We start from the raw sequence: 24,992 nt of genomic DNA on the forward strand, positions 1-24,992 counted from the left end.
ATCTATACAAAAAATGAGCGCTCATCCGTTTAACGGGATTGCGCTCGATATTATAGAAATAATCATTCAATGTAAGTACAAGATAGCGAAGGACTTATTCTCTAGTTAAAACTACCCTCTCTTCATAATCCTCCCAGTCTCCAACAGTGAATGTTATCTTCTTTTTCTTATCTATATACTGACATCCCTCGCACACCATTCTTTCAACTTTGAACACATTTGATTCCTTCAGTGAAAATATTCCACCCACACCTAGATTTTCTCCTTTGTCAGTGAATGAATAGTACATAGTTGGTAGGGTCTTTATTTTCTCATTATTCCCTTTGTATCTAATTTTTGTGTCATATTCTATCTCTGTTCCGACAAGATACAATTGGTGAACAACAAGCCAGTTTTGATTTTCCCCTTTAAATGTTATTGAATTTGCTCTTCCAAACAAATTTGTATTCTCAGCACTCGCATAAGTAAATCCTGAAATTAAAACTAATATAACTAGGTATAACAATCTTAGTGTCTTAATCATTAATTTCCTCCTAGTTTTTAGCTTAATATTCAGCATTACTCATCAAACTATTCAACTCTTTTCAAATTTACTTTTCTCATTTAACCTCTCCAACTCTTCATCCATTCTTTTTACATCAATTCTGTCAAAAAGTGGTCTTATTTCTTGCAGTTTTACCGATAATACCTCTATTTCTTCCCATCTAAGTTCTTTCAATCCCAACATCACTTTCACTTTTTCACTAGAAAAAGGGAGAAAAGGATTTAACAACTGCGTGAGGTTTGCAATGATATACACACAATTAGCAATCGTTTTATCACAGGAAGGCTTATCTTCTTTAATTTGAATCCATGGCTTCTGCTCATCAAAATATTTATTGGCATGCCGCACGAATACAAAGACTTGCTCTAATGACTTTTTAAATTGTCCCGCTCTTATTAAGGAGGCAATTTTATTATAAAGCTCCATCACCATATCCTTGATCTCTGGATTAATTTTCCCATTTGGTGATGTTCCTTCGTATGATTTATCAATAAACTTTAACGTTCGATTAACAAAGTTTCCATATGCTCCTAGTAATTCACTATTATGACTATAGATAAATTCCCGCCATGAGAAGTCAGTATCTCTATTTTCAGGGGCATTGATTGTTAAGAAATACCGGATAGAGTCTGCATCATATCTTTCTACCATACCCGGAACCCAAACAGCCCAGTTTTGACTTGTCGATATCTTCCGTTTTTCTAGTGTTAAATACTCATTGGAAATAATATGTGTTGGTAAAGCTGGATTATTTACTCCCATTAAGATGGATGGCCATATAATTGTGTGGAATGGGATGTTATCCTTGCCGTGAATGTAGTAAGAAATGGTTTCTTTATTCCACAGGTCTTCTATCTTTTCGTTTTGTTGTTTTGCCCATTCCTTACTCGCTGTTAAGTAGCCTGCCACCGCTTCAATCCATACATATATTTTCTTCCCTTCAAAACCTGCTACTGGAACGTCAACCCCATTAGGCAGATCGCGCGTCGCTGCCCGATCTGGCACACCATCATTTAGATATCGTTGTGTTAGGCTAATCGCATTTTCTCGCCATCTATTTTCTTGTTCTGCAGTACCCACAAAAGATTCCAAACGTTTTTGAAATTGACTAAGGGAAAAATAAAAATGCTCCGTTTCCTTGATAGCTGGTTGGTTCCCACATATCTTGCATCGCTTTTCTAGTAAATCCAGTGGATCTAGAATGGCAGAACAATTATCGCATTGATCCCCTCGTGCTTTAGCGCCGCAATTAGGACATAATCCTTCGACAAAACGATCAGGTAAAAATTGTTGATCTGTCTCACAATATGCCTGTTCAATTGTCTTTTTGTATAGGTACCCATTTTCAAGCAGTTGTAAAAATATCTCCTGTACGGTTTTATGATGGTGATCTGCGTCTGTCCGTGTATACAAATCATAGGTAAACCCTAGCTTTCGAAAAGACTCCGAAAATTCTTGATGATAGCGATTTGCTATCGCTTCCGTTGTTGTATTTTCATGGTTGGCTCTTATGGAAATCGGCGTCCCGTTACAGTCACTTCCTGAAACATATAAGACCTTTTCTCCTTTTTGCCGATAATACCTTGCTAAAATATCTCCAGGTAATAGTGCAGCTATATGCCCTAAATGTAAGGAACCATTAGCATAAGGCCATGCGCCTCCAATAAAAATAGTCATTGTCTCATCCTCCTAAACTCAAATAAAAAACCTCGCCCATAGACAAAATGATTGTCTAAGGACGAGGTTTATCTCGTGTTACCACCCTAATTTACTAATAATTCGCATTATTAGCCTCCATAAGTACGGAGTGAAACCAAATCACTCTTATACTCTGACATTTGTAACGAGTGCCAAATCTCGTCAAAGTCTAATTCTTACTCAGAAAGTCGACTTTGCTGCTCCAAGGCCATTTTCAATCAACTATTCTCTGCTTCTTTTCAGCTACCGAAGCTCTCTGTAAGAAAATGAAGGTTGATTTACTTTCCTTATCATAGCGTTTTGTACATATATTTTCCTTATTATGACACATGGGATGGAAATGTAAAAGATGTTTTTACATTTTTATTGCTTATCATTTTCTTTTAGGAAAGACTTAATAAAAGTTAAGAATTATATCAAAAAATCGATTAAAAGAAGTAAAAATAGCACGATAAAATAAAAACGGAACGTACATTTCTGTGAGGAAACAGACTATATTAAGTATCCCAGTCACTAGTATTAAGATGAAATATCGATTATCCATTGTAAAATGATTATATCCATTGTAAAGACACATATATCAATTGTAAAAACGATTTATCCATCATAAAAAAGATTTATCCATGTTTACATCCGCTTTATCCATTGTAGCTAAAATTTAGACTTGTGTTCCAACTTATTTCACACAAGCAAACACCAAAACAACTGGGATCCGCTGCCTTCTAACAAATTCTTCTTCACTATTAAAATTCTCGCGCTTCGGTGTACCTTCGCGTAAATCAACTACCGTAAAACCAGCCCGTCTTAATGCTGTGTAATACTGTTCGATCGTGCGATGATACTTAACCACCACTTGGTTAATCCATGGCTCTTTCCTTTCACCAATACGGAAGTAATCATCCACAATCCAATTACCACGCTTATCTCCAGCCTCCTTACTGGCAAAAGATGAGGTTGTAAGCGGATGTTGAATGCTGAATACAAATCTCCCATTCTCTTTAAGGGATTGATAAATGTTTTGAAACAGGAGGTCAATGTCTGATACATAATGAATGGCAAAACGCGAGGTTACTAAATCGTATGACTCACTCGGATAATTAAACGATTCCATTGTTTCGTTATGTATAGTGGCGTCAAGTCCAAGTAAGTTGGAGAGGGCTGCTTTTAGCATTTGTTCAGAACCTTCTACTCCAGTAAAGTGCCTTGCCCCTAGTTGCAGTAGTTCTTTACCAAATGACGCATCTCCACACCCTAAATCTAAGATGGTCTTATTTTCGATGTTCCCAACTAATTCAGACATAATTGGACCTTCAATAGCATTATTGGGACTGTCTTTTCTATTTCTTCTATTCATATAATTTGTAAAAAAATCCGATTGATCGTAAACACTAGATCCCCTGAATTCCATTGAATCATCTCCCCATTCTTGTTTTAAAACATCCCCTTATAGTTAGATCATTTTCTGTCCCTTATACCTTTAAAATACAAACTCGACAGAACAAAAGCCCATATTATTAGCAACGGTGCCACCACAAATAATCCTATTAAATCTGTTGTAAGATTCCACGGTACGAAAGCATTCCAGAATACTCCCGTAACCTTCCATAATAGAAAAAATATTAAGATGGTAAATACAAAATATATTATTTTTTCTAACCCTTTTCTCAATGTAGGGAATCCCTCCCCTTTTTTTCCTTCTATCAATCAATGTATTAAGGCCCATATACAATCATAAATATCATTAGACACAGGTTAAATACTATCAATATCTTTCCAAAGAAATTTTTAAAAGCTAAAACAGAAAAAACATAGAAATTACAAATGAAGGAATCCCTACTTTTGAGGGGAAATACGTAAAATCTAAAATCCCTACCATGGGAACCAGTAAAATAAGGATGCATATTGAAGTAAATACGAATGAACAAAGACTTGCAAGAGTTAGATAACTAAATGTGACCATACTTCTTATGTGTTGTTTTTCAGAAATATTATTAGACATCTTAATCTCCTTTTTATGAATTTATCAAAATGCACAATTTATCTAATAATCTCGATTAAATCACCCTTCAACAATTGCAAGGTACTTAACAATTACTCCATTAGCTTCCACTAATAATATGTCACCTCTTTCCTTGGCAGAGAAGATTTTTGATCCCACCGGTAACTTATTGGACATCCAATCTTTAAAGTCTGTACCTTCCTTACTTACCTTTTTTATTTCACCAATTTGCGTGCCTTTTGTTAAGGTTAATTCTTCAACCCAATCAATATTAGTTTTATAGATTACCCCTTCATACTGGAAGATATCTGCAGTGGAGTCTAATCTTAAAATTTCTTCTGCATCAATACTATCAACTCTTACTTCCCCACCTACCGAACATCCATTTAGTAATATTATGGCACCAATTACAAAAAAACATTTTTTCACCACACATCTTCCCCCCTAAAAACACGTCCTAAAGTTGACAGCACTTGGCTTTGAATCTTAATTCCAATTATTTCAAAAGAAGCTAGATAACTCAATCTTTTTTGTCAGAATTGTTAATAACGCTCTAGAGTGATAATTGACAAAAGCTGGTTCAAATATGTCAGTCCTTCTTGATTTTGTCCTCAAAACTTTACGACCCATTTACGCCCCTGTAAAAGAAGTTTCATGCTTCGTTGCTACAGTAAAGAAGTAGTTCATTTACAAATAGGAGGGCGTAAACATCATGAAAAAAGGATATAAAATGACAATCGGCGCACTAGCACTAAGTTTATCTGTTATAGGGACTGGGTTCACAGCGGATGCATCTGAAAAAAATAAAGAAATCCTAAACGTTGCACACCGTGGAGCTTCAGGTCATGCGCCAGAACACACCATAACCTCTTATAAAATGGGTGAAGAAATGCATGGTGACTATATTGAAGTCGATCTTCAGATGACAAAAGATGGACAACTCATTGCCATGCATGATGAAACACTAGATAGAACGACGAATGGTAATGGGCAGGTAAAAGATCATACCCTTGAAGAAATTAAAAACCTAGATGCTGGAAGCTGGTTCAATGAGAAATATCCTGAGAAAGCTAACCCAGCTTATGTAGGTCTAAAAGTTCCTACATTAGAAGAAGTTTTTCAAAAGTTTGGAAAAAATGCGAACTATTATATTGAAACAAAGTCACCTGAAGTCTATCCGGGAATGGAAGAAGCACTATTAGAATTAGTAAACAAATATGGAGTCGACAAAGATAAGCTACTTGTTCAGTCATTCAGTCCAGCGAGCCTAACAAAGATGAACCAAATCGATCCATCCGTTAAGTTAGTACAGCTTATGTGGTACACATCACCGGCAGCAATTTCAGATGCTGAGCTACAGGCTGTTAAAAAATATGCAATCGGAATTGGTCCAAACAGTTCAATGATTGACCAAGAATACGTCCAAAAAGCCGTGAAAAACGGACTTGAAATTCACCCGTATACCGTTAATGAAAAAGAAGATATGAAAGAACTCATTGAGTGGGGAGTAACAGGAATATTTACAAACTTCCCAGACCGTTTGCATGAAGTGATAAAAGGTAATTAAAGAAAATCTTCTGATAAAATACTGCACCACAATTGTTGTACACAATTTCAATTGGTGGTGCAGTTCCAGAATAATTATTTCTTAGTTAACGGAAATAACACACAGTCCTTAATCGTTTCACAATCTGTTAGTACCATTAATAATCGTTCAATCCCAAATCCCCAGCCGGAAATCGGAGGCATCCCATATTCCATCGCCAATAAGTAGTCTTCATCCATTTCCATGGCTTCTACGTCACCGCCACTTTTCAGAATGGCTTGTGCCTCTAATCGTTTCCTCTGTTCCATAGGGTCTACTAATTCTGAATAGGCATTGATGATTTCAGCACCATTAACTACTAATTGAAACCGATCTGTATTTGCTGGATTGTCATCATTTGCTCTGGCTAATGGTGATAAATCAATAGGATGGTTAACTAGAAATGTTGGTTCAATTAAATGTGGGCGACACACTTTTTTGTATAGAAGGTCAATGAAGTTCCCTCTTCCTAATGTCTCGATTTCCTCGCCTTCTAAATAAATATCTCTTCGTTTTGTTTCTTCATATAAGCTTTTCACATCTGAATATAAATCAATATCTATGCCTGTATCCTTTAAAATTAAATCTCTAAATGAGACAACATTCCACTCTAATGAAAAATCAATCGATTGTCCTTTTATGCTAATAATTGTTGAGTCAAATGTTTGTTTGAGGACATATACAATCATTTCACGCATGAGCTTCATCGTATCCTCATAATTCCAATAGGCTGCATAGCCTTCTACCATTGTAAATTCTTGAAGATGCTGAGGGCTGATTCCTTCATTTCTAAAGCATTTTGCAATTTCGAATACTTTTGTAAATCCCCCCACAATTAGCCTTTTCAAATAAGTCTCTGGAGCGATTCGTAAATTAAGTTCTGTATCTAACGAGTTATGGAACGTATTAAACGGGCGTGCTAAAGCACCAGAAGAAGTATGTTGCAATACAGGTGTTTCCACCTCCAAGAATTCTTTTTCCTCTAAAAATCTACGTACAGCACGCACTAATTTTGTTCGCATTAGCATGCGGTTTTGTGTTTCTTTTGTCATAATTAAATCTATATATCGCTGTCTGTATCGTGTATCTGTATTAGTTAATCCACGCCATTTATCCGGCAGTGTGTGTAACGCTTTCCCAAGCAGCTCAAAGTTTTCAATACGTAGCGTTTTCTCATTTGTATTAGTAGAATACATCTTCCCTTCTACACCAATAAAATCGCCTATATCAAAATAATCGAGGAAATCTCTCATAGCCCGCTCCCCAACCTCGTCTTTTTTCAGAAGAAGTTGCAACTTACCTTGCATGTCTGCTATGGTGATGAAGCTAAATTTACTAAACTGACGAATCCCCATGATTCTTCCTGCAACCCGGATCCCAGATGTCCCATCCTCAAGTGAAGAGGCTTCGTATAGCTCGTAATTTGTCTGGTACCTTTCAGGATAAACGGGAATTCCCTGCGACCGTAAAGCCTCTAATTTCTCCATTCTAAGAGCTGTTTGTTCTTGACTCATTTTTCTTCAACTCCAATTTATATTAATTTATTTTCCAGCTGCCATACTATTTTTTTAAAAAAGGCTCTGTTAAACACCGCTGTTGATTTCCGCACTAGGCTTCGCTTTCCTAGGGGCGTTTGGGGAGCCTCCTTGGCTTGTGCCTGCGGGGTCTCCCCTAAAACGCTATCTCCCTTAGGAGTCTTCGCCTATTGCTCCAATCACCAGCTAGGTTGCTGCAAAAATCAACAGTATTCTTTAACAGAGACAAAAACAAAAAAAACTCCCACCCCCAAGATTATTCATCTTGAGGACGAGAGTTGTTAACTTCGTGGTACCACCCCAGTTTGTTGACATGTTGCCATATCAACCTCTTCGGGTACTTCTGTTTTTAACAAACAAGTATACCCTATCTCTATAACGGGAGATTCCATCGCAGTATCACTAAGAATAAATCTTAGATCCGTGCAAAGGCTCCGAGGCTTTTTTCATTAAGATCATTATTGCTTCTTCTCACCTACCGAAGCTCTCTGGAAATAATGAATCTTAATTACTCTTCTCTTCACAGCCGTACATTCCGTATGTTTTTTAGAATATTAGCACAAATAATTTGTTTAGGCAATAACTCTTCATGTTTTAAAAAGAAAATTACTTTTAATTATGGTATGGAACATATCCCGACTTTTCAACAAGCAATTGCCCTTCTTCAGATGTAATCCACTCTAGAAATGATGCAATATTAGGATTTGTTGCACTGGAGAGATACACGGCGTAAAACGGACTGACAAAAGGATAGGTATCCTTTTGAATAGATTCAATAGAAGGTGCAACACCGTCTACCTTTAAGTGCTTAATCTTGTTGTTTTTCACCATCGTTTCCGAGAAGAAGCGGAAGGAGAAGCCAATCGCATTTTTCCTATTTTCATAGTCTAGGGTTTCTTCAATAATTCCCCCCATACCTGAAACTCGTTGATCACTAGGTGGGTCCATCAACCTTTTGGCTCCCATTACTTTTCGAAGCATCTGTTGGCTCCCACTGTCTTCTGGTCGTTGAAAAGCTAAGATAGGCTCGTCACTTCCACCAAGCTCCCTCCAATTCGTAATCTCACCTGAATAGATTTTTTGGATATCCTCCACGGTAAGATTACTAACTGGATTGTCTTTATGTACAAAGAAAACAAATGCTTCCTTTCCAACTGGGGTTAACAACAGCTCCACGTCTTTCGCCTTTGCTTGAGACTGGATAGAGCTTGGGGGTTCTGGAACAAAAATCAGTTCTCTTTCTTCTTTTAGGAGACCAGCCCAAGCTCCTGAAGTCTGGGTGGATTGCACTTCACTCATAGTAGAATCATATGTGCCTTCTGGATAAACAGCCTGAGCGAAAGCGGCAAACACAGGGTATAAAGCAGTCGATCCGTCAAGCTTTAAAAGAGGTTCTTCTAGCTGCATGGATGCCTCTTTACCTAAATCGGCAACACGATCATTATTTTGGAATGGTTCATATTGGGTTAGATCTACGTCCTGGGTGCTCATGATTTTTAAGGAATGGTGATACCATGCTTTACCGCCTTCGACCGTGACAAAAAGAACAAAAATACTAATCAAACATATAAACGTGTACTTTACGGCTTTTTTAGTAAACTGCCCCCACACCGATAAATTTACGTAAATAAGCAGGGTAAGCACAAATGCTGCTGAAACAAGGCCGTAAAGATCCTTACCAGTAGAAAATAATAAAATGATGGTTCCGTAAAAGCCCAAAAACATAATGGCAATTGAAATAATAAACGATGCAATAACTCTCATGGTTTCTCCTTTATGAATATGTTTTTGTAATAACCCCCTATTTCCATTTACTTCCTTTAGGGTAATTTTACACTAAAACAGTAAAAGTAACCATAATTATTTTTATTTTTAGATTATTTACTAGGAAACCTCTCCTTTTTATAGTGTAATATTCTATTAAGATTCCTTACTAACAGCGGAATTGCTTCATTAATATAATCAACCATATCAGTAATCTTTACTAAATAATTTCCATTTTGATCGGGAGGAGGCACAGTTAAAGAACTTTCATCTCCTTTATAGATTTCATTAAAAAGGTAAATCTTCTCATTATATTCTTGCAGTATGTAATCCCTATGTTCTTTGCCCATTCCGATAATTACATCAAACTCACCAATCAATTTTTGATGAAATTGAGTTCTGCTAAATCCTTCTGTTCTAATGTTTAATTGTCTCATCCTATCAAAATGAATATCGGAAAACGAACTCAAATCACTATTAGCTTTAAATCCCGCTGAAGCAACTATAATATTTGTTATATTGTTTTGTTTTAAAAAATGCTTCATACAATATTCAGCTGTAACACTTCTTGTGAAGTTATCTGTACACAAGAACAAAACTTTCACAACGTGAATCTCCTCTCTACATCTTAATCAAAATCTTCCCTTCATAGTTGCGACTCTCTATTAGCTTATGTGCCTGTGCTGCATCCTCTAATTTAAACACACGGGCAATTGGTAACGTGATTTTTTCTGAAGCAAAAAGTTCTAAGATTTTCTCTGCTACTTCAGCTAACCTTGCTGGATCATGTTTTCTCGTTGTACCCAAGCTGAATCCTTTGATATTTCTACAGCTACTATGAACATCACTTGTTTTAAAGTTTCCTGCTTTGCCGCTGCTATTCCCAAATTGAACAAGCGTGCCGTATAAAGCTAAACACTCTAAGCTTTTACTTGTTACCTCACCAGCAACAGAATCAAAGATCACATCAGCACCTACATTATTGGTCAACTTTAGAACTTCTTCTGCAAATGATTCATAGGTACACACAACGTCTGCACCTAAATTTTTCACATAATCTTTTTTGTTAAGATTTCCAACTGTTCCGATAATTTTCTTTACACCAGCTAGTTTGGAGAGTTGTACTAACATGGAACCTACCCCACCTGCTGCACTATGTATCACAACGGTATCCGTTTCTTTCACTTGGCCAATTTGATGGATTAGTATATACGCTAAAATAGAGACGGTGGGTGCTGATGCAGCTTGTTTGAAAGAGAGAATATCTGGAATTTTAAAAACCAGTTGTTCATTCGCTACAACATACTCTGCATATGAACCATTTTTCGGAAAAGCTATTACGCGATCGCCCTTTGAGAATGCTGAATCATCGGAAACCTCCTCAATTGTCCCAGCAACATCCAATCCAAGTGTTAATGGAAAATCACCCTTCTCTTTGTTACCCATGCGTTTTTTTATGTCTGCATAATTTACACTCGTATATTCTGCTTTTATTAAGACTTCATTTTCCCGAATCTCTGGTAATTCTAGTTCTGTATATAAGAGTACATCTGAATTACCAAATTCATTCTGAATGACCGCTTTCATGTTAATCTCCCTTTCAAATTCAATTTACGTATGCAGCCGATCCAAGTCTACTAAAAAATCAGTGACAGTTTTAATGAATCTATCATAATCAGGGATCCATAATTCGTGACCTGAATCTGAGAATTCAACCACGTTCACATTACTCAAATTATTCTTGTATTTTTCTGTAGCCCACTCTTTTAAAAGAGAGTTGTTTGTCCCACCTTTTATAATAAGAACCGGACACTTTATCCTCTGTAGATCCTCCCATAATTCAACTTCTTTTGACTCTTTTTGGATTGCTCTAACGACGTGTTGACGCTCTTCCTTAACATATCCCTTTGATAAAACCGTATCAACCCATGACTCTGGAATAGTAGGATACTTAGCTGGATAATCGCATATAATTAACCCTTTTATATGTTCAGGGTAATTAGATGCATGCTTAATTGCGAATGGTACTCCCATAGAGTACGCCATTAAACAATAGTCTTTAAGTTGACTTTCTTTTATCACTGCTTCAATATCTGAAACGTGATCTTCCAAGCTATATGCTGAAAGAGGAGCATCGCTTTTCCCATTACCCCTGAGACTGATTGACAAACATTGTCTAGGTGATAATATTCCCATCTCATTCTCGAAATGTTCAGCAAACCCTAAAGCACCAGGAATATATACTAAAGGTGTCAGGTCAGAAGAATAATCCGTTGATTCAAGGTAATGAATGGATATATCTTTGTTTTTGGAATAACGCTCACTCACAGACATGTTATCTCTCCTTATTTTTATATGTATCTATTAGCATTAAACACCAGTTATAAATTAATTATATATATTCAAGTACTCTAATATCCGATTCATTTATGTAGCCTATTTCTTCTTTTAAGTCCCAAAGCCTTATTTCAGATGTTTCTTCATTCTCTATAAATGATTGAAGCTTTTCCAAATCAGTTGAATAGACGGGATTGTAACAAATTTCTCCACTAATTACTTTTTGGGATTTTAATAGCCCCTTAAATTCTAGATCTCTTACTTGTTGACCTGTTTCCTCGAACAACTCTCTAATCGCACATTCCTTCGGAGTTTCATCGCCTTCTCTACGCCCTGCCGGTAATTCCCATTGTTCACGCCATATGTTGTAACACATAAGATATTTACCTTCACATTTAATAACAGCAAAGGAACCGGCTAAAGGCATATAATCAAATATTTCTTCTTCAGACATACTAATGAAATTTAGAAATTCTCTTCCATTATTCTTAGTTAATTTCAAATGGTTCCCTCCAGGTCAGTCCAGTATAATCTCCATTTTTCTACTCTTCGTTGCCATACCAATTGACTCATAAAATTTAATCGCAGAAGTATTTTTTTCTGTTACTCCCAACTCAACACTCTCAATATTCAAGCTTTTTCCAAATTCAAAAACATAGTGCATTAGTCTTTTTCCGATACCCTTCTTTCTCTGTGTTTCGGCAACACATAAACTGTTTATAAATAGTATTTTTCTCGCATTCACAAATGAATTTTCAATTATATCTTCTTCCTTCATCACAACGAATCCAACTATTTCATTGCCTATAGTTGCCACAAAAATATGCTGCCTGGCATCAGATATCTGGCTTTCAAAGAACTCTTGACCGACAGGAGTAGAATTCTCTTTGTATAGATCCGGTCTTTCATAAACATGCAGTTCATGAACTTGCCTGAATAACGGCAATAGAGAATTGTAATCGCTTTTGATGGCTTCTCGGATACAAATATCCATATTTATCGTACCTCTCCATAATTGATAATTCAAAACCATACTTTTGCATAGATTAAACATAGGGTTCGAACTTCTGTTAACTTGTCTTTTTATGAAATGTAATTAAAGTGGGTGCAGGCGCAAATGGAAAGAACTTTAACATTTCTATAGAGAAATAATCAGTTGAATCTATTTCTGCTTCAATAGAAATAATCCCTTTTTCCTTAGCAAAATTTATTTGGTAATCTGTTAGCATTAAAATTAATTTAACATTCCCTTTGTCCCTTGTACCTCTCCAACCAAATCCCCATTTTTCTGGTACATTAGAATAATGCATTAAAGAGTAAGCAATTATTTCATTTTCCTCCATTACAATAAAACTCCCATTTTCAACTAAATCCTCATTAAAGATAATACCTTCCCATTTATCAATGCTAAGTTCCGCAACAGGATTTGCAGTATGAGCTTTTTCATAATTTTCTTTTACAAGTTTGATCAACTGATTCCTAAGTTTTGGTTGAACACTTAAACTTTTTAAGTCATTTATGTATATATCCTTTTGATTAAGTTTTGGAGATGGGAATACTTCTAAATTAATGTTGGAGATCTGAATTATTGGCATATAGGTCCTTCTTACTTCCATGAAATTACTTTGTTCATAAAACGTTTTCAACCTATAAGACGTTTCCCAAATTGATGTTTGTAAAGGAATTTTAATAGCTTCGTAGTTCATTAAAGATCTAATTAACACAGTTTCAATTTCATATCCCAAACGTGGTTCTGTCACCATTGCAAAGTAAGTACAATAAGGATGAAAATTAGATTTCCAAGCGGTTATCAAACCCACTAAATTTTCATTTTTATAAGCTTCATACGAGCAAATGTTGTATTTAGTGTTTACCCCTCTCAAGAAATAGTGCTGGGTAAAATGGTCATCCCCCATCCATTTAGAGATTACGTCTTTTAGATCCTCGTTATCTAGTGATATATTTGCTTTAATAATATAATTATTATCTATCATAACTTCATCCCCATTTGTTCTCTCATTAGAGAATCCTCTATATCCCCATTCATGCTTACTTTTACTCTTTCTCGTGAACTTTCACAAATACCGAACCGAACAGGTTATCACCTACATACGCGTCTAATTTCCACAACCCACTTTCAGGAAGAGACATCATAGAAGGTACGTGTTGGTCGGCACCATTGTTTGCCCCACCTAACGGCCTATCCAATATAGTAAATGGTTTCTTATCGTTTTCGTGGGTAGCTGTTATCTTAAACTTACCTTCCAGCTCCTCATTGTCACCCCATAGATGCCACATGTATTTTTGTTCTTTGTTTGGGTAAAATCTATCGTTTTCACTATCATCATATATAAAACCGATTCTTCCTTGCTCTCCAATCATCGTATATCCACCAGATTCAAAAAGTGCACTTTCCTTCCATTCTGTGTCTGTGTCTGTTTTTTCCGAACATCCTAGCAATAAAGAGGCTAAAACAACAATCAAATTAAGTAACAAAAATTGTTTTCTTTTCATCTGATACCTCCTATTTTTAAATCCTTTTAATGTTGATTCAACTTTTCAGCTATTTTTTTCAACTCCTCTGCACGCGAAACAATGAATTTTCTCATATATCTCTCTAAAAACAACTTGTCGGCAGCAACGCCAATAATACCGAATGGTGACTTGTATTGGAATTGATCTATCATTAACGTCCCACCATCCGCTTCCAAAAATTGATGAGTGTGGATAAAAGACTGGAAAGCTCCCTTCACCATAACATCGATAAACTTATGAGGTGGTTCCATCAATGTCACTTTAGCTGTTAACCTTTGTTTTATTCCCAAGTGAGTTGCTTCCCAGGTGACAGTATCTCCTTGTTCTAATAAGCCTTCTGTTACTCCGCCAACAGCTCTTTCCTTTGTTTTAGAAGTCGTTTGAGTATGAATATCTACGTTTCTGGCTAGATCAAAACATATTTCTACAGGTGCTTTAATAAATTGTTGATGCTCAATCTGAGGCATTTTGACCTCTCCTTTATGAATACTCACTAACTCTATAATTTCATTTTATGTTTTTAATTCTTGTTAAAATCTCTGAAACACACATTGCTATACTTGCATTTAACATTATTAATACAGAACCTATCATTGTTGTATCTTCATAATTAGTAAAATAATTCATTACAAAGAAAATAAAACTAAAGAAAAATATAATAATGCCAAAAACAAATAAAAATCTATCCATAAACTCACTCCAGCCAATTAATCTTCATCTTTCACTTCAATCACAAACAAATAATTTATTGCAACCCTAGAATTCCATTTTGTAGCTATTTTATAGACATATACCCCCTCACTTTGAGGCGTAGTAAGTTCAAAATCACGCAAAACTACGTTCTCTTCTTGAGGAATCTCATCCTTCCAATACGATAAATAAACTCTCTTTGGCATGTCTTGATAATATATTTTGATGATTTCATTTGGTTTTACAACCATCCACTCTAAATCTTTATAAATTTCAGGAGGTTTGTTGGTGTCTATCTCTTCTATAGGTATACCTGAAAAACCAATGTAATCTATATTCTCACCATCAATTGTTATATCTGAACTTACACTAATATCAGAGTTACATCCAATCAAGTTGATTAAAAAAACAAGTAATAAAGAATTACGAAGAAAAGAAGATATTCTCATTACCTTCCCTCATTTTGTATTGTGTTTATTTCTAGGTATTTATGCGGTTCAATTATTTTATAAAACTCCTTTGTTGATAAACAGTGATTATTCTTGATTGCTCTTTTCTTTATTCTGAATATAAATCTTCTGTAATGTTAGGTGAATATCATTCAAAATGAAAAAGATAAACAACAACATAACAAAAGTTATTATCTCACCCGTAAAAAAAGACACTGCACCAGTAATTATTAAGAAAACTCTATACATCCAATTAATCTTCATATTCAATCCCCTTTTTAAAATCGAAGGTGTCAGAGAAATTAATATTATTTTCATCATCAACCCTTCTACCTTAACAATCGGTCTAATGAGTTTTTAAGTTACAGTCACTTCATATAATCCTCAACTAATTCATAGCATCTTTCTTCCGTAAGGTTAGCCAGCACAGCTACGTATTCCAGGTGTTCCTGGGTACCACCTTTAAATTTGTGCGATGCTTCCAAAGCACTATCATCTCTAAATTCTATCCAGTTCCGCTGTTCTTCTCGTAATTGACTCATTTCTTTTTCCGAAAGTAGCTTCCCTAATTCACCATAAATTTCATTTAATAATTCATCCCAAAGCTCCCATTTATCATTTTCCACCTTTTTCAATGCATATGTAGAAGAATCTGTTGCTTTCAATTCTTCCGTTTCTTTTTTAGTATCATCTAATTGTTGAAGAAACTTTTCTTTTAAACTGGTATTCTCTTCCTCCTTTACTTCAGCTGGTTCATTGTTGGATGAGTCCGCGTTTTCAATTAATAATCCATTCTTATCGTAATACTGATAAGCAAATGTAAAATCCTTCTCCTCTTTAGGCATCTTTGTCCAAGTCGCGGAGCTTTTGTATAAGGAAAACTCTTCAACGAATACGTGTTGATTGGCTAGCAATTCCATTTTTGAGATCTCGTTATCATAAGTTGCAATGGTAAGAACAAATAGATTGGTTTGATTATCCATCCTATTACTCAAGGGTATTAGAAAGTGTGAAAGAGATCCTTCTCTTTTCTCTGCAGAACTCCATTTATAATTACCATACTTATCTCTTATAAAGTGAATGTATGCTGGAAGGTTATTGCTTAAAAATGCAACTAACCTCTCCTCACCTACATCTTTGATATCTATAATTTCAATTGAAGTGTTTTCATACATATCTATCGACTGGATTGTTTGGACAATGGATTTCTCGTCATTTCCATTTATGTAAAAGGAACTATTAAGGTAGCTAAAAGCTACGAAGATGAACCCAATCACCAAGGCCACAATCCATAAAGATAGCCTTCTATTTTTTATTTGTATAATGCTCACCGACCTCCTCTATCCCATACTTCATTACTAACACCAATGAACTTTGTTATTATACTTCTCCCTTTTTTATGGTTATTAGTTTTAACATGACAAAATGAATCACAGCAATAGTAAGTAAAAAATCTCTATATGCCTCGTTTGACCCTCCAAATAACGGAACAACCGTATAAAAAAATACGAATGAACTCAATAGTAATAGAAGAACATAGTATTCCATTTTCAGTTCCATTTTTTCTCCCCCTAGAAACAGCATTTAATTAAACTCATTTCAATCATCTCAAATTCCCAATATTTCCACAATAAGTAATTTTACATTTTTCACCAATCCCTTACCCGCTGTTAAGAATATGAAGAAGATTCTTTCATTCTTTATAATAATTGTAACTCTCCAGTAACTCTTCTCTTTTACACTACAAATATTAATCTAAAGGGGTTGATTTCCTTTTATGTCAGGTAAACGTTTGTGGCTGATGTCTCTTGCTTTGGTGTTGGTATGTGCAAGTACACTGTTTCCAGGTTCCTACTCTGCTGCAGGTCAGTTTATTAACGGTTCATACGGTGGCAAACCTTATAAACTATATGTTCCAAATGGGTACGATTCCAATAAGAGCTATCCTTTATATGTCTTGCTTCATGGGTGCACACATGACGCCAGTCAATTTGCTACAGGAACAAAGATGAATGCCCTTGCAGATGAGAAAAATTTCTTAGTTCTATATCCGGAACAAACAAGTAGCGGGAACTCAAATAAGTGCTGGAACTGGTTTGAAACAGCGCATCAGTCGCGGGGAAGTGGGGAGCCTGCAATCATTGCTAACATGGTAAATACGATAAAAAGTAATTATTCAATTCAGGAGAATCACGTGTATGTAGCTGGACTTTCAGCAGGTGCTGCCATGAGTGTCATCATGGGTGCCACTTACCCTGATCTTTTTTCCGGTATTGGTGTCGGAGCAGGCCTCGAATATAAAGCAGCTACAAGTATGACCGGTGCTTTTTCAGCGATGTCAACCGGCGGTCCAAGTCCAATTCAGCAGGGAAATGCAGCCTATCAGGCAATGGGAGGTCGTGCAAAAGTATTACCCGTCATTGTTTTTCATGGAACCTCGGACTATACAGTCTATCCTGTTAATGGTGATCAGGTCATATCACAATGGTCCATCACAAATGATTTAGCCCATAACGGAACAAATGATAGTTGGATTGATGACCAGCCTGAGCGAACAGTGAACTTAACTGCGTCTGGAGGAAAAAATTATAGTATCAGTGATTACGAAGGTAGAGACGGTAATGTCTGGATGAAGAAAGTTACCGTCCACAGCATGGGGCATGCCTGGTCCGGCGGCAGTTCACAAGGTAGCTATACCGACCCTCAAGGTCCTGATGCAAGCCGAATGATGTGGGAGTTCTTTAACTCTTTTACAAGTGACGATGGTGGCGAAAGCGATACAACTGCTCCGATTACCTTTGCCAATCCAAAAGGAGGGACTTATAACCAATCTGTACAGGTAGAACTACAAGTAAATGAAGAAGCTTCTACTTTTTACACAACTGATGGCTCAGAACCGAATATTCAATCTGAATTATATACAGAACCGATTCAACTCACAGAGGATACTACTCTTAGATTTTTTAGTCGTGATTCATCAGGGAATTCTGAGACTATTAAGCAGGAAATCTATGTGATTAATGAATCAACTCCTCCAAGTGAAGCCATTACAATTCCTTCACTTTCGTTGGAAGATGGATTTGCTGGGCAATTCACAGCTGATGGAAAAGGTACAGGTGACATCAAAGTAGGTGATAAAGGAATGTACAACACAGACACATATAGAGGCATTCTATCATTCGATACGAGCAGTCTTGGGCAAACAACCATTGATTCTGCAGTCATTCGTCTATACACTAAAACTCTCACAGGTACAGTATCATCTATTCAAGCCGATATTAAAAATGGAACTTTTGGTAGTTCGGCGATTGAACAAAGCGATTATTCTGCAATTGCAAGTCTGAATAACATCGCGAGCATCCCATCACCTGCTGCCTCTGGATACATCGATTTGGTCCTGACGGCCAGCGCATTGTCAGAAATAAATAAAAGTGGGAAAACTCAAATCAGATTGAAAGCCGTAACTACTCCAGGCTTCAATAAAAACCAAATAGAGTTTTATGGGGGAGGAAATGATGCACAGTCTCCTGTTTTAATTATCAATGGGCTAAAAGATTGATGGAAAAGGAAAATACCTTTAAATATCTGTTGTTCTTAAATGATCAACTTAGAAAACGATTAGTGAAGTAAATCACTAGTCGTTTTCTTGATATGCAGCTACTTATACTGTGATTTGGCCGCAGCAGGTCGCTCGATTCCTAAATAAGCCAGATTATACTTCAATCTGCCCCCTTTAATTCAAGAGACTAACAAATAATTCTAACCTTAGCCCTTTCTTTCAGTAGTTGAGCCGTTTCTTTCTTTCATCATTTCTAACTCAATTTGTTTCTCTTTCAAATCAATTTCTCTTAATTTTTCCTTATGTTTCAATCCATTCTTATGAGCATAATAAATTAGAGAAAATGCAACAATTAACGGTAACCATAGCCATTCCAACATTATTCCCCCTCTTTTTCATTAACTAATAATGTAATATCATTCATACCTGATTATTTCTGTTTTAGAATTGAATAACCCTTTCAGGTCCTTTGATCCACTTATTGGCGATCGCTGCCCAGCAGCTTAATACCAATTATTTCAAACCTTTAACATTTACTCAAGATATTTTCCATAAAAAAGAAGCTTACCATACTTTAGTAAGCGTCCTTAACGTTTAGAAATCTACATCGGTAGTTTTCCAGTTATTATATTTATATAAACCTTAGCTCCCTGATCCTTAATGGTTTTTCATTATTTGAGCATCGAGGATGTCAAAGAGGGTGTTGATGTAAATTTATCTATTGTTGTATATCTCAATTCTTCACTGACTTAAGTTTGATAATTGTAGATTTCTTTATTAACAATATATCCATGTACTTTTATTGAGGTTGGGAGCAATGGGTGCTTTTTTATCAAATCAATATTATTTTGAACTGTACTCTCTACATTGCTTGACCCACTTAGCCATTTCATCACATCATTTGCTCCGACGGCTTTTATATAATTGAGAGTTTTAATCACATCTACATTGCCCCCTTCTTCTTCCATGAGAGCATAAAGATCTTCTGGATGAATGGAGAACCCTTTGTCATATTTATCCACAACAATATAAATATCTTCTATTTTCTCCATATAAACAGCCAATATTATATTCCTCATAAGAGAACTATAGCCTTGTGATATTTCTGCTCCATAGCTATTGATAATTATTAAGTCTTCTAGTTTTCTATTTGTAATGTCTTCAAAATATCTTTCAATCTCTCTGTCTAAACCTGTTAAAACTAGTGCTTTGGTATTCTCCATAATAACTACCTCCTAATTAAGCAATTTTGCTATTTCATAATATAAGGGAATCCCAATAATTAAATTTAATGGGAATGTTACACCTAACGATAATCCCAAATAAATAGAAGGATTTGCTTCTGGTACAGATGTTTTTAATGCGGCTGGCGCAGCGATGTATGAAGCACTCCCTGCTAAAACTCCCATCAATGTAGCTCCACCTAGTGATAACCCTGTGCCATTTCCAATAAAAACTCCTAAAGTTCCCAAAAACAAGGGAACAATTAAACCAAACAATAAAAGCTTTACTCCGTGCTGCCTAACTTCTGTTAATCGTTGTCCGGCTATTAGTCCCATATTTAATAAGAAAAGAATAAGGACACTATTATATAGATCCATAAACAGGGGTTTCACTATAGGAATTATTTCTTCCCCAAGAGCCAAGCCAATCATCAAGCTACCAAGTAAAAGCAAGATACTCTTACCAAAAAGGCTTTCCCTAATAACTTCTTTATCAATCATTTTGGTGGATGCCGGCATAAACCCTATGCTTTGTGTGGGCACATTTAACGTCGTATTGTTTCTCTCCATTACTTTCATCAAAAAGATAGAAACCAAGATTGCAGGGCTTTCCATTAATACAACCATTGCATTCATAAACCCTTCATATTTCGTACCATTGCTATCGAGGAAGGAAACTGCAGCGCCATACGTAACAATACTAATAGAGCCATAGGTAGCTGCAAGACCAATAGAGTTTTTAATATCCATCTTCATAAAACGCATAATAAATAGGATGATAAATGGAATCATACCCCCTAAAAGCAGCGTCGCTATAAGGGGTCTAATAACAGAATGAAGGGAGTATTGGGATAGTTCGATCCCTCCTTTAAGCCCAATGGCAATTAGAAGGTAAATACTCAAACCTTCACTTAGTCCATTCGGAAACTTTAAATCGGATTTAAAGATTGCTGCTAAGAGTCCTAAAACAAAGAACAGGACTACTGGTGATAATAAGTTTTGCACAATAATTTCGGACATTGCAGGCTTACCTCCTACGTTTGATTCAATAAAAAAAACCGACAAATCTAGAAAAATAGCCGTTTACAGCCTTTTTCCATCAATTCGTCGGTTTACTTCCAATTGTTAATAAACCCTTGGAAAGTCTCCCTAATTATTTTTATTTTTTCCCAACTAGCTCCTCGAAGTTACTAGCTAGCTTAAAGACCATGACTCGCTCTCCTGTCACAGTACTAATATCTGTATAAAAGCTTTTCGTATCTTCTCCGGTAATATTTTTAATAATTTCTTTGAGACCTTCAACCCCAGACTCGACTAAATCCGAGCGGGTTCTTTTTATGGATATCATTCCTTCCTTCGTGCCACATATCGTTAACTCAGCGGGTGTTAGAACTCCCTTTAAATTTACTATAATCATATCGCGCAATATATCCGTTTTAACAGACACTGAGCCGCGTCCCAAATAGTCCTTTTCCCACTGTGTCAAGGCTTTGCTAATTTCTGATTCAATTGAACCTTTTGATTTCATAAGTGTTCCTCCCTTACATAACCACAAAAAAAACGGTATACTTCTTAACAGTATTCCCACGTTAAGAAATATACCGATTTATCTTGATCTCTTTCTAAATTTGAGCCAGAAAAATCTTTTTCACACAATCAATCCATTATTAACAGTGCGCTAAAGCATTCTAAAATCATCAGAAAGGATCCCAATCTGTCGGTTATTAACTTAAATAATACTTTACCTTTTATTATTTGGGATGTCAATCTCTAATTTCATTCCACCTTTTCTTCTTAACTTGAAAGACACTAATCCTCATCTAATAGTGACAAAACCCATTTTTTTATTTCTTTCATACGTAAATAGGATGGCTGTGAGTTAGTTCCTGTAACAACTAATGGAATCAATGAGTCTTGTTTATGAAGGCCGCCATGGCTTGCGCCTCCTACATGAGTGGGCGAGCCTTCACCGATGAACTCATACCCCGGCTTCGCGCTGACAACGATAAAATCGCCTTGATGGGAATAAAGACTACTATAAAGTCTTTCGAGGGCATCAGGATAGTCCCCATAATGAAGTTTATTGTCCCTTATTGTCAGATCCAGTAAATTTAAGTCTCCTTCGAGGTTCCATGATTGGTTATAGGAATCAATCAATGGTCCTCCCTTGCGGAAACGGAGTTCCCCTTCTGCTTTTCCGGCCTGAACTACTATGTAGGAACCATTCCTCCAAGCAATCACGTCAATTCGTTCCTCATTTTGCACGGTTTGAACAAGCTCTTCAATTGATAATTTTTGCTTATCTAATGTGTATATATAAGACATCCGTTCATTAACCGCCAACACTATTTGATTTTGAGGCTGATTTCCTTTTTTCAGCTTCATAATGTCATATTCACCAAATAGCTTCCTTAAATCTATCAGAGCCTTTTTTCGGTTGGAATCAATCCATGCCTGCCCATTGTCCCCCATCGTTAACCATATATTTTGATGGATGGCTTCTTCCCATGTATCATATACATTCAGCAGTTTCTGTAGATGGAGATCAACTTTTTCTATGCCTTGAATGTCCATGCGACCATGTTTGTGAACCCGCTGGTCCAGTTCGGGAAAGTAAACAATTGTAAATGCAGGTAATTGATCTGTTTTGATTAAATGGGTTAACTCTTGTATAGAAAAAGAACTATTGAAGCCAAACCTCTGCCACAGCCGTTGAAAACGGAATGAACCACTTATATTTTTTAGCGAACCATATGTAAAAGCTGCTGGAGCAGATGTTGGTCGGTCTTTTTTAATTTTGGTAAACCAGGTTATTAATTTTGGCAATTTATAAAAATGGGGAGAATAGCCGCGATAAATAAGTGCATTTATGGAAGCCGACTTTTTACCTTTTTCCTCTATCTCCTCATGAATCGTTTTTACATCCTTGCTGATATGGGAGCCGTTCATGTTAAATAAAATATCTTCAAGTGACTGGCTTATACCCAGCTTCCATAGTTCACGAATATGACTGCCATAATTCACGAGTCGATTTTCCTTGCTATCGAACCATACCAGTCCAGGTAGACAATGTTCATTGCAATAGGTACCTGTTAGAATTGTTGTATCCACATTGACTGACATGGTTGGAAAAGGACTAACCACATTTGGAAAATACCTACCTTTTCCAATTAAAAATTTTAGAGCAGGTGCTCGATTACCTTTTATAGCTTCCTGCAAAGGTTGGTCCATTAAAGTATCGATAACAAGCATAATAATTGGCTTTGATTTAGATGACACCATGTAAACCATCCTGTTCAATTATTTTAAGGAAGCGTAGGAACATACTCTCCATTTGTTAAACCTCAATAATTATAGGTAAGATCATCGGTTTCCTTTTCATTTGTTGAAACAAATATTGACCAACTGATTTTTTCATACTTTGTTTTATTATGTTCCATTGATTTTTGTCCTCTTTTTTCAAGTCGCTAACCGTTTTCTTGATAAGACTTTTAACGTCTCTGAAGAGATCTTCGGAATCCCTTTGAAACACGAATCCTCGAGAAATGATGTCTGGGTCATGAATTAGCTTTGCTTCCCTTTTACTCATTGTTAGTATAATTATAAGCATACCGTCTTCAGAGAGTTGTTTACGATCCCTTAAGACAATATCCCCAACATCACCGACTCCAAGTCCGTCAATATAAGTATTTCCAGTAGGGATTTTGCGAGTTTGCCGGGCAAGTGAATTGGTAATATCGACAACATCACCATTATTCATAATGAACGTGTTTCCTTGCTCTACTCCAACTGACTCAGCTAACAAGCGGTGATGGTATAGCATTCTATATTCACCGTGTATTGGGATAAAATATGTTGGTTTCATCAAGGTGAGCATCAGTTTTAAATCTTCTTGATAACCATGCCCAGAAACATGCATACCTGAAGAACTTCCCGTGCCATAAATTACTTTTGCCCCTAATGAAAGTAAATTGTCTACCACACGTGTAACATTCCGCTCATTTCCAGGTATTGGACCCGCGGCAATGATAACTGTATCCTCCGGTAAGATTTCAACTCCACGGAAATTTCCAGTTGATAATCTAGAAAGGGCAGCTAATGGCTCTCCTTGACTCCCTGTACATAAGATAGCCACTTTTTCAGGGGCCAGTTCATTGATTTCATGTTGTTCTATCAACATACCATCTGGTACTGTTAAATACCCTCTTTCCATGGCCACATCCACTACATTCACCATACTTCGTCCAAGCAGAGCAACTTTACGACGTGTTTTTTGAGCAGCATCGACCACTTGCTGGATTCTATTGATATTGGACGCGAAGGTAGAAAGGATTACTTTCCGCTCCGCTTTCATGAAGGCTTCCTCAACATGCTTACCCACCATTTGTTCCGATGGGGATAAACCTGGACGTTCTGCATTGGTACTTTCAGAGAGAAGAAGAAGTACTCCCTCCCTACCGATTTGGGCCATTTTATGAATATCAGAATGCTCATTGTTTGCAGGGGTTAAATCAAATTTGAAATCACCCGTATGTACTATTTTCCCCTCTGGTGTTTGAAACACTATCCCTAAGCAATCTGGAATACTATGATTTACCTTAAAGAATTCCACACCTATATCATCAAATCGTAAGCTTGAATCAGAATCTATTTCTACAAGTTCCGTCTCCCTTAACAGCTTATGCTCGCTTAATTTCAACTCTATTAATCCCAGCGTAAAACGTGTCGAGTATACAGGGACATTTATCTTTTTCAAAAAGAAGGGAATCCCTCCAATATGATCTTCATGGCCATGTGTAACAATTAGTGCCCTTATGTTTTCTTTATGTTCAAGCAAATAAGTTATATCCGGGACAATTAAATCTATCCCTAATAGACTTTCATCTGGAAATTTATTGCCACAGTCTATAATTACTATATTTTCTCCATATTCAATAGCATACATATTTTTACCGATTTCATTAAGACCGCCTAAAGCGTAGATGGATAATGCATTTGCCGTTGAACTCATGGTCCTTCCCCTCCACATTGTTTTTCAACAATAAAGTTTACAAACAGAGTAGATTTTATTCGT

Annotated in this window: 25 protein-coding genes and 2 other annotated features; of the genes, 2 read left to right on the forward strand and 23 right to left on the reverse strand. The window is 36.3% G+C overall.

Annotation, left to right across the window (positions count from 1 at the left end):
- Positions 1-94: 94 nt before the first annotated feature.
- The 4 genes from HC179_RS13085 to HC179_RS13100 form a co-directional block, all read right to left on the reverse strand.
- Positions 95-523, reverse strand: a complete 429-nt coding sequence (locus tag HC179_RS13085; protein WP_168864698.1) for a hypothetical protein — start codon at positions 521-523, stop codon at positions 95-97.
- Positions 524-574: 51 nt separating this feature from the next.
- Positions 575-2,221, reverse strand: a complete 1,647-nt coding sequence (gene metG / locus HC179_RS13090) for a methionine--tRNA ligase (RefSeq protein WP_168864699.1) — start codon at positions 2,219-2,221, stop codon at positions 575-577.
- Positions 2,222-2,275: 54 nt separating this feature from the next.
- Positions 2,276-2,545: a binding site (T-box leader), on the reverse strand.
- Positions 2,546-2,918: 373 nt separating this feature from the next.
- Entirely contained in the window at positions 2,919-3,650 is a 732-nt protein-coding gene (locus HC179_RS13095; RefSeq protein ID WP_168864700.1) for a class I SAM-dependent DNA methyltransferase, read from the reverse strand.
- A gap of 651 nt (positions 3,651-4,301) precedes the next feature.
- Complete coding sequence (locus tag HC179_RS13100; RefSeq protein WP_168864701.1) at positions 4,302-4,673, reverse strand: hypothetical protein; 372 nt, start codon at positions 4,671-4,673, stop codon at positions 4,302-4,304.
- A gap of 280 nt (positions 4,674-4,953) precedes the next feature.
- Between HC179_RS13100 and HC179_RS13105 the strand changes: the two genes are divergently transcribed.
- Positions 4,954-5,808, forward strand: coding sequence for a glycerophosphodiester phosphodiesterase (locus tag HC179_RS13105; RefSeq protein WP_168864702.1), 855 nt, complete (start codon positions 4,954-4,956; stop codon positions 5,806-5,808).
- 74 nt (positions 5,809-5,882) lie between these two features.
- Here HC179_RS13105 and lysS read toward each other — a convergent pair whose 3' ends face one another.
- The 13 genes from lysS to HC179_RS13170 all read right to left on the reverse strand — a co-directional run bounded on the left by lysS (position 5,883) and on the right by HC179_RS13170 (position 16,696).
- On the reverse strand, positions 5,883-7,340 hold the full coding sequence (gene lysS, locus HC179_RS13110) for a lysine--tRNA ligase (protein ID WP_168864703.1): 1,458 nt from the start codon (positions 7,338-7,340) through the stop codon (positions 5,883-5,885).
- Between the two features lie 285 nt (positions 7,341-7,625).
- Positions 7,626-7,894: a binding site (T-box leader), on the reverse strand.
- A 79-nt stretch (positions 7,895-7,973) separates the two neighbouring features.
- Positions 7,974-9,125: a PstS family phosphate ABC transporter substrate-binding protein gene (locus HC179_RS13115; RefSeq protein WP_168864704.1), complete on the reverse strand. Its 1,152-nt coding sequence runs from the start codon at positions 9,123-9,125 to the stop codon at positions 7,974-7,976.
- A 113-nt stretch (positions 9,126-9,238) separates the two neighbouring features.
- Positions 9,239-9,730: an arsenate reductase/protein-tyrosine-phosphatase family protein gene (locus tag HC179_RS13120; protein ID WP_168864705.1), complete on the reverse strand. Its 492-nt coding sequence runs from the start codon at positions 9,728-9,730 to the stop codon at positions 9,239-9,241.
- 16 nt (positions 9,731-9,746) lie between these two features.
- The gene (locus tag HC179_RS13125; protein ID WP_168864706.1) at positions 9,747-10,712 is read right to left on the reverse strand and encodes a quinone oxidoreductase family protein; all 966 of its coding nucleotides are present in this window, start codon (positions 10,710-10,712) and stop codon (positions 9,747-9,749) included.
- A 24-nt stretch (positions 10,713-10,736) separates the two neighbouring features.
- On the reverse strand, positions 10,737-11,459 hold the full coding sequence (locus HC179_RS13130; RefSeq protein ID WP_168864707.1) for an alpha/beta fold hydrolase: 723 nt from the start codon (positions 11,457-11,459) through the stop codon (positions 10,737-10,739).
- Between the two features lie 58 nt (positions 11,460-11,517).
- On the reverse strand, positions 11,518-11,964 hold the full coding sequence (locus HC179_RS13135) for an NUDIX hydrolase (protein ID WP_205825318.1): 447 nt from the start codon (positions 11,962-11,964) through the stop codon (positions 11,518-11,520).
- A 15-nt stretch (positions 11,965-11,979) separates the two neighbouring features.
- On the reverse strand, positions 11,980-12,456 hold the full coding sequence (locus tag HC179_RS13140; protein WP_168864708.1) for a GNAT family N-acetyltransferase: 477 nt from the start codon (positions 12,454-12,456) through the stop codon (positions 11,980-11,982).
- 76 nt (positions 12,457-12,532) lie between these two features.
- The gene (locus tag HC179_RS13145) at positions 12,533-13,456 is read right to left on the reverse strand and encodes a hypothetical protein (protein ID WP_168864709.1); all 924 of its coding nucleotides are present in this window, start codon (positions 13,454-13,456) and stop codon (positions 12,533-12,535) included.
- Between the two features lie 61 nt (positions 13,457-13,517).
- On the reverse strand, positions 13,518-13,976 hold the full coding sequence (locus HC179_RS13150; RefSeq protein ID WP_168864710.1) for a hypothetical protein: 459 nt from the start codon (positions 13,974-13,976) through the stop codon (positions 13,518-13,520).
- A gap of 26 nt (positions 13,977-14,002) precedes the next feature.
- Positions 14,003-14,464 carry an SRPBCC family protein gene (locus HC179_RS13155; protein ID WP_168864711.1) on the reverse strand — a complete coding sequence of 154 codons (462 nt, stop codon included), beginning with the start codon at positions 14,462-14,464 and terminating at the stop codon, positions 14,003-14,005.
- A 240-nt stretch (positions 14,465-14,704) separates the two neighbouring features.
- The gene (locus HC179_RS13160; RefSeq protein WP_168864712.1) at positions 14,705-15,136 is read right to left on the reverse strand and encodes a hypothetical protein; all 432 of its coding nucleotides are present in this window, start codon (positions 15,134-15,136) and stop codon (positions 14,705-14,707) included.
- Positions 15,137-15,504: 368 nt separating this feature from the next.
- Positions 15,505-16,467 carry a lysozyme inhibitor LprI family protein gene (locus HC179_RS21290; RefSeq protein WP_346775143.1) on the reverse strand — a complete coding sequence of 321 codons (963 nt, stop codon included), beginning with the start codon at positions 16,465-16,467 and terminating at the stop codon, positions 15,505-15,507.
- A 49-nt stretch (positions 16,468-16,516) separates the two neighbouring features.
- Positions 16,517-16,696 carry a hypothetical protein gene (locus tag HC179_RS13170; protein ID WP_168864713.1) on the reverse strand — a complete coding sequence of 60 codons (180 nt, stop codon included), beginning with the start codon at positions 16,694-16,696 and terminating at the stop codon, positions 16,517-16,519.
- Between the two features lie 217 nt (positions 16,697-16,913).
- On the opposite strand from HC179_RS13170, the gene HC179_RS13175 reads away from it, so the two are divergent.
- On the forward strand, positions 16,914-18,695 hold the full coding sequence (locus HC179_RS13175; RefSeq protein WP_240948528.1) for an extracellular catalytic domain type 1 short-chain-length polyhydroxyalkanoate depolymerase: 1,782 nt from the start codon (positions 16,914-16,916) through the stop codon (positions 18,693-18,695).
- Positions 18,696-18,901: 206 nt separating this feature from the next.
- On the opposite strand, the gene HC179_RS13180 is transcribed toward HC179_RS13175, so the two are convergent.
- The 6 genes from HC179_RS13180 to HC179_RS13205 all read right to left on the reverse strand — a co-directional run bounded on the left by HC179_RS13180 (position 18,902) and on the right by HC179_RS13205 (position 24,929).
- Positions 18,902-19,075: a hypothetical protein gene (locus HC179_RS13180; RefSeq protein WP_168864714.1), complete on the reverse strand. Its 174-nt coding sequence runs from the start codon at positions 19,073-19,075 to the stop codon at positions 18,902-18,904.
- Between the two features lie 369 nt (positions 19,076-19,444).
- Positions 19,445-19,918 (reverse strand): carbonic anhydrase, encoded by a 474-nt coding sequence (locus HC179_RS13185; protein WP_168864715.1) that lies wholly within the window; start codon positions 19,916-19,918, stop codon positions 19,445-19,447.
- A 12-nt stretch (positions 19,919-19,930) separates the two neighbouring features.
- Positions 19,931-20,938 carry a sodium-dependent bicarbonate transport family permease gene (locus HC179_RS13190; protein ID WP_168864716.1) on the reverse strand — a complete coding sequence of 336 codons (1,008 nt, stop codon included), beginning with the start codon at positions 20,936-20,938 and terminating at the stop codon, positions 19,931-19,933.
- 139 nt (positions 20,939-21,077) lie between these two features.
- Positions 21,078-21,446: a Na-translocating system protein MpsC family protein gene (locus HC179_RS13195; RefSeq protein WP_168864717.1), complete on the reverse strand. Its 369-nt coding sequence runs from the start codon at positions 21,444-21,446 to the stop codon at positions 21,078-21,080.
- 281 nt (positions 21,447-21,727) lie between these two features.
- Positions 21,728-23,200: an alkaline phosphatase family protein gene (locus tag HC179_RS13200; RefSeq protein ID WP_168864718.1), complete on the reverse strand. Its 1,473-nt coding sequence runs from the start codon at positions 23,198-23,200 to the stop codon at positions 21,728-21,730.
- A gap of 55 nt (positions 23,201-23,255) precedes the next feature.
- The gene (locus tag HC179_RS13205; RefSeq protein WP_168864719.1) at positions 23,256-24,929 is read right to left on the reverse strand and encodes a ribonuclease J; all 1,674 of its coding nucleotides are present in this window, start codon (positions 24,927-24,929) and stop codon (positions 23,256-23,258) included.
- Positions 24,930-24,992 lie beyond the last annotated feature (63 nt).

Origin of the sequence: Bacillus sp. RO1, assembly GCF_012524115.1 — a bacterium.
Taxonomy (GTDB): Bacteria; Bacillota; Bacilli; order Bacillales; family Bacillaceae_I; genus Sutcliffiella_A.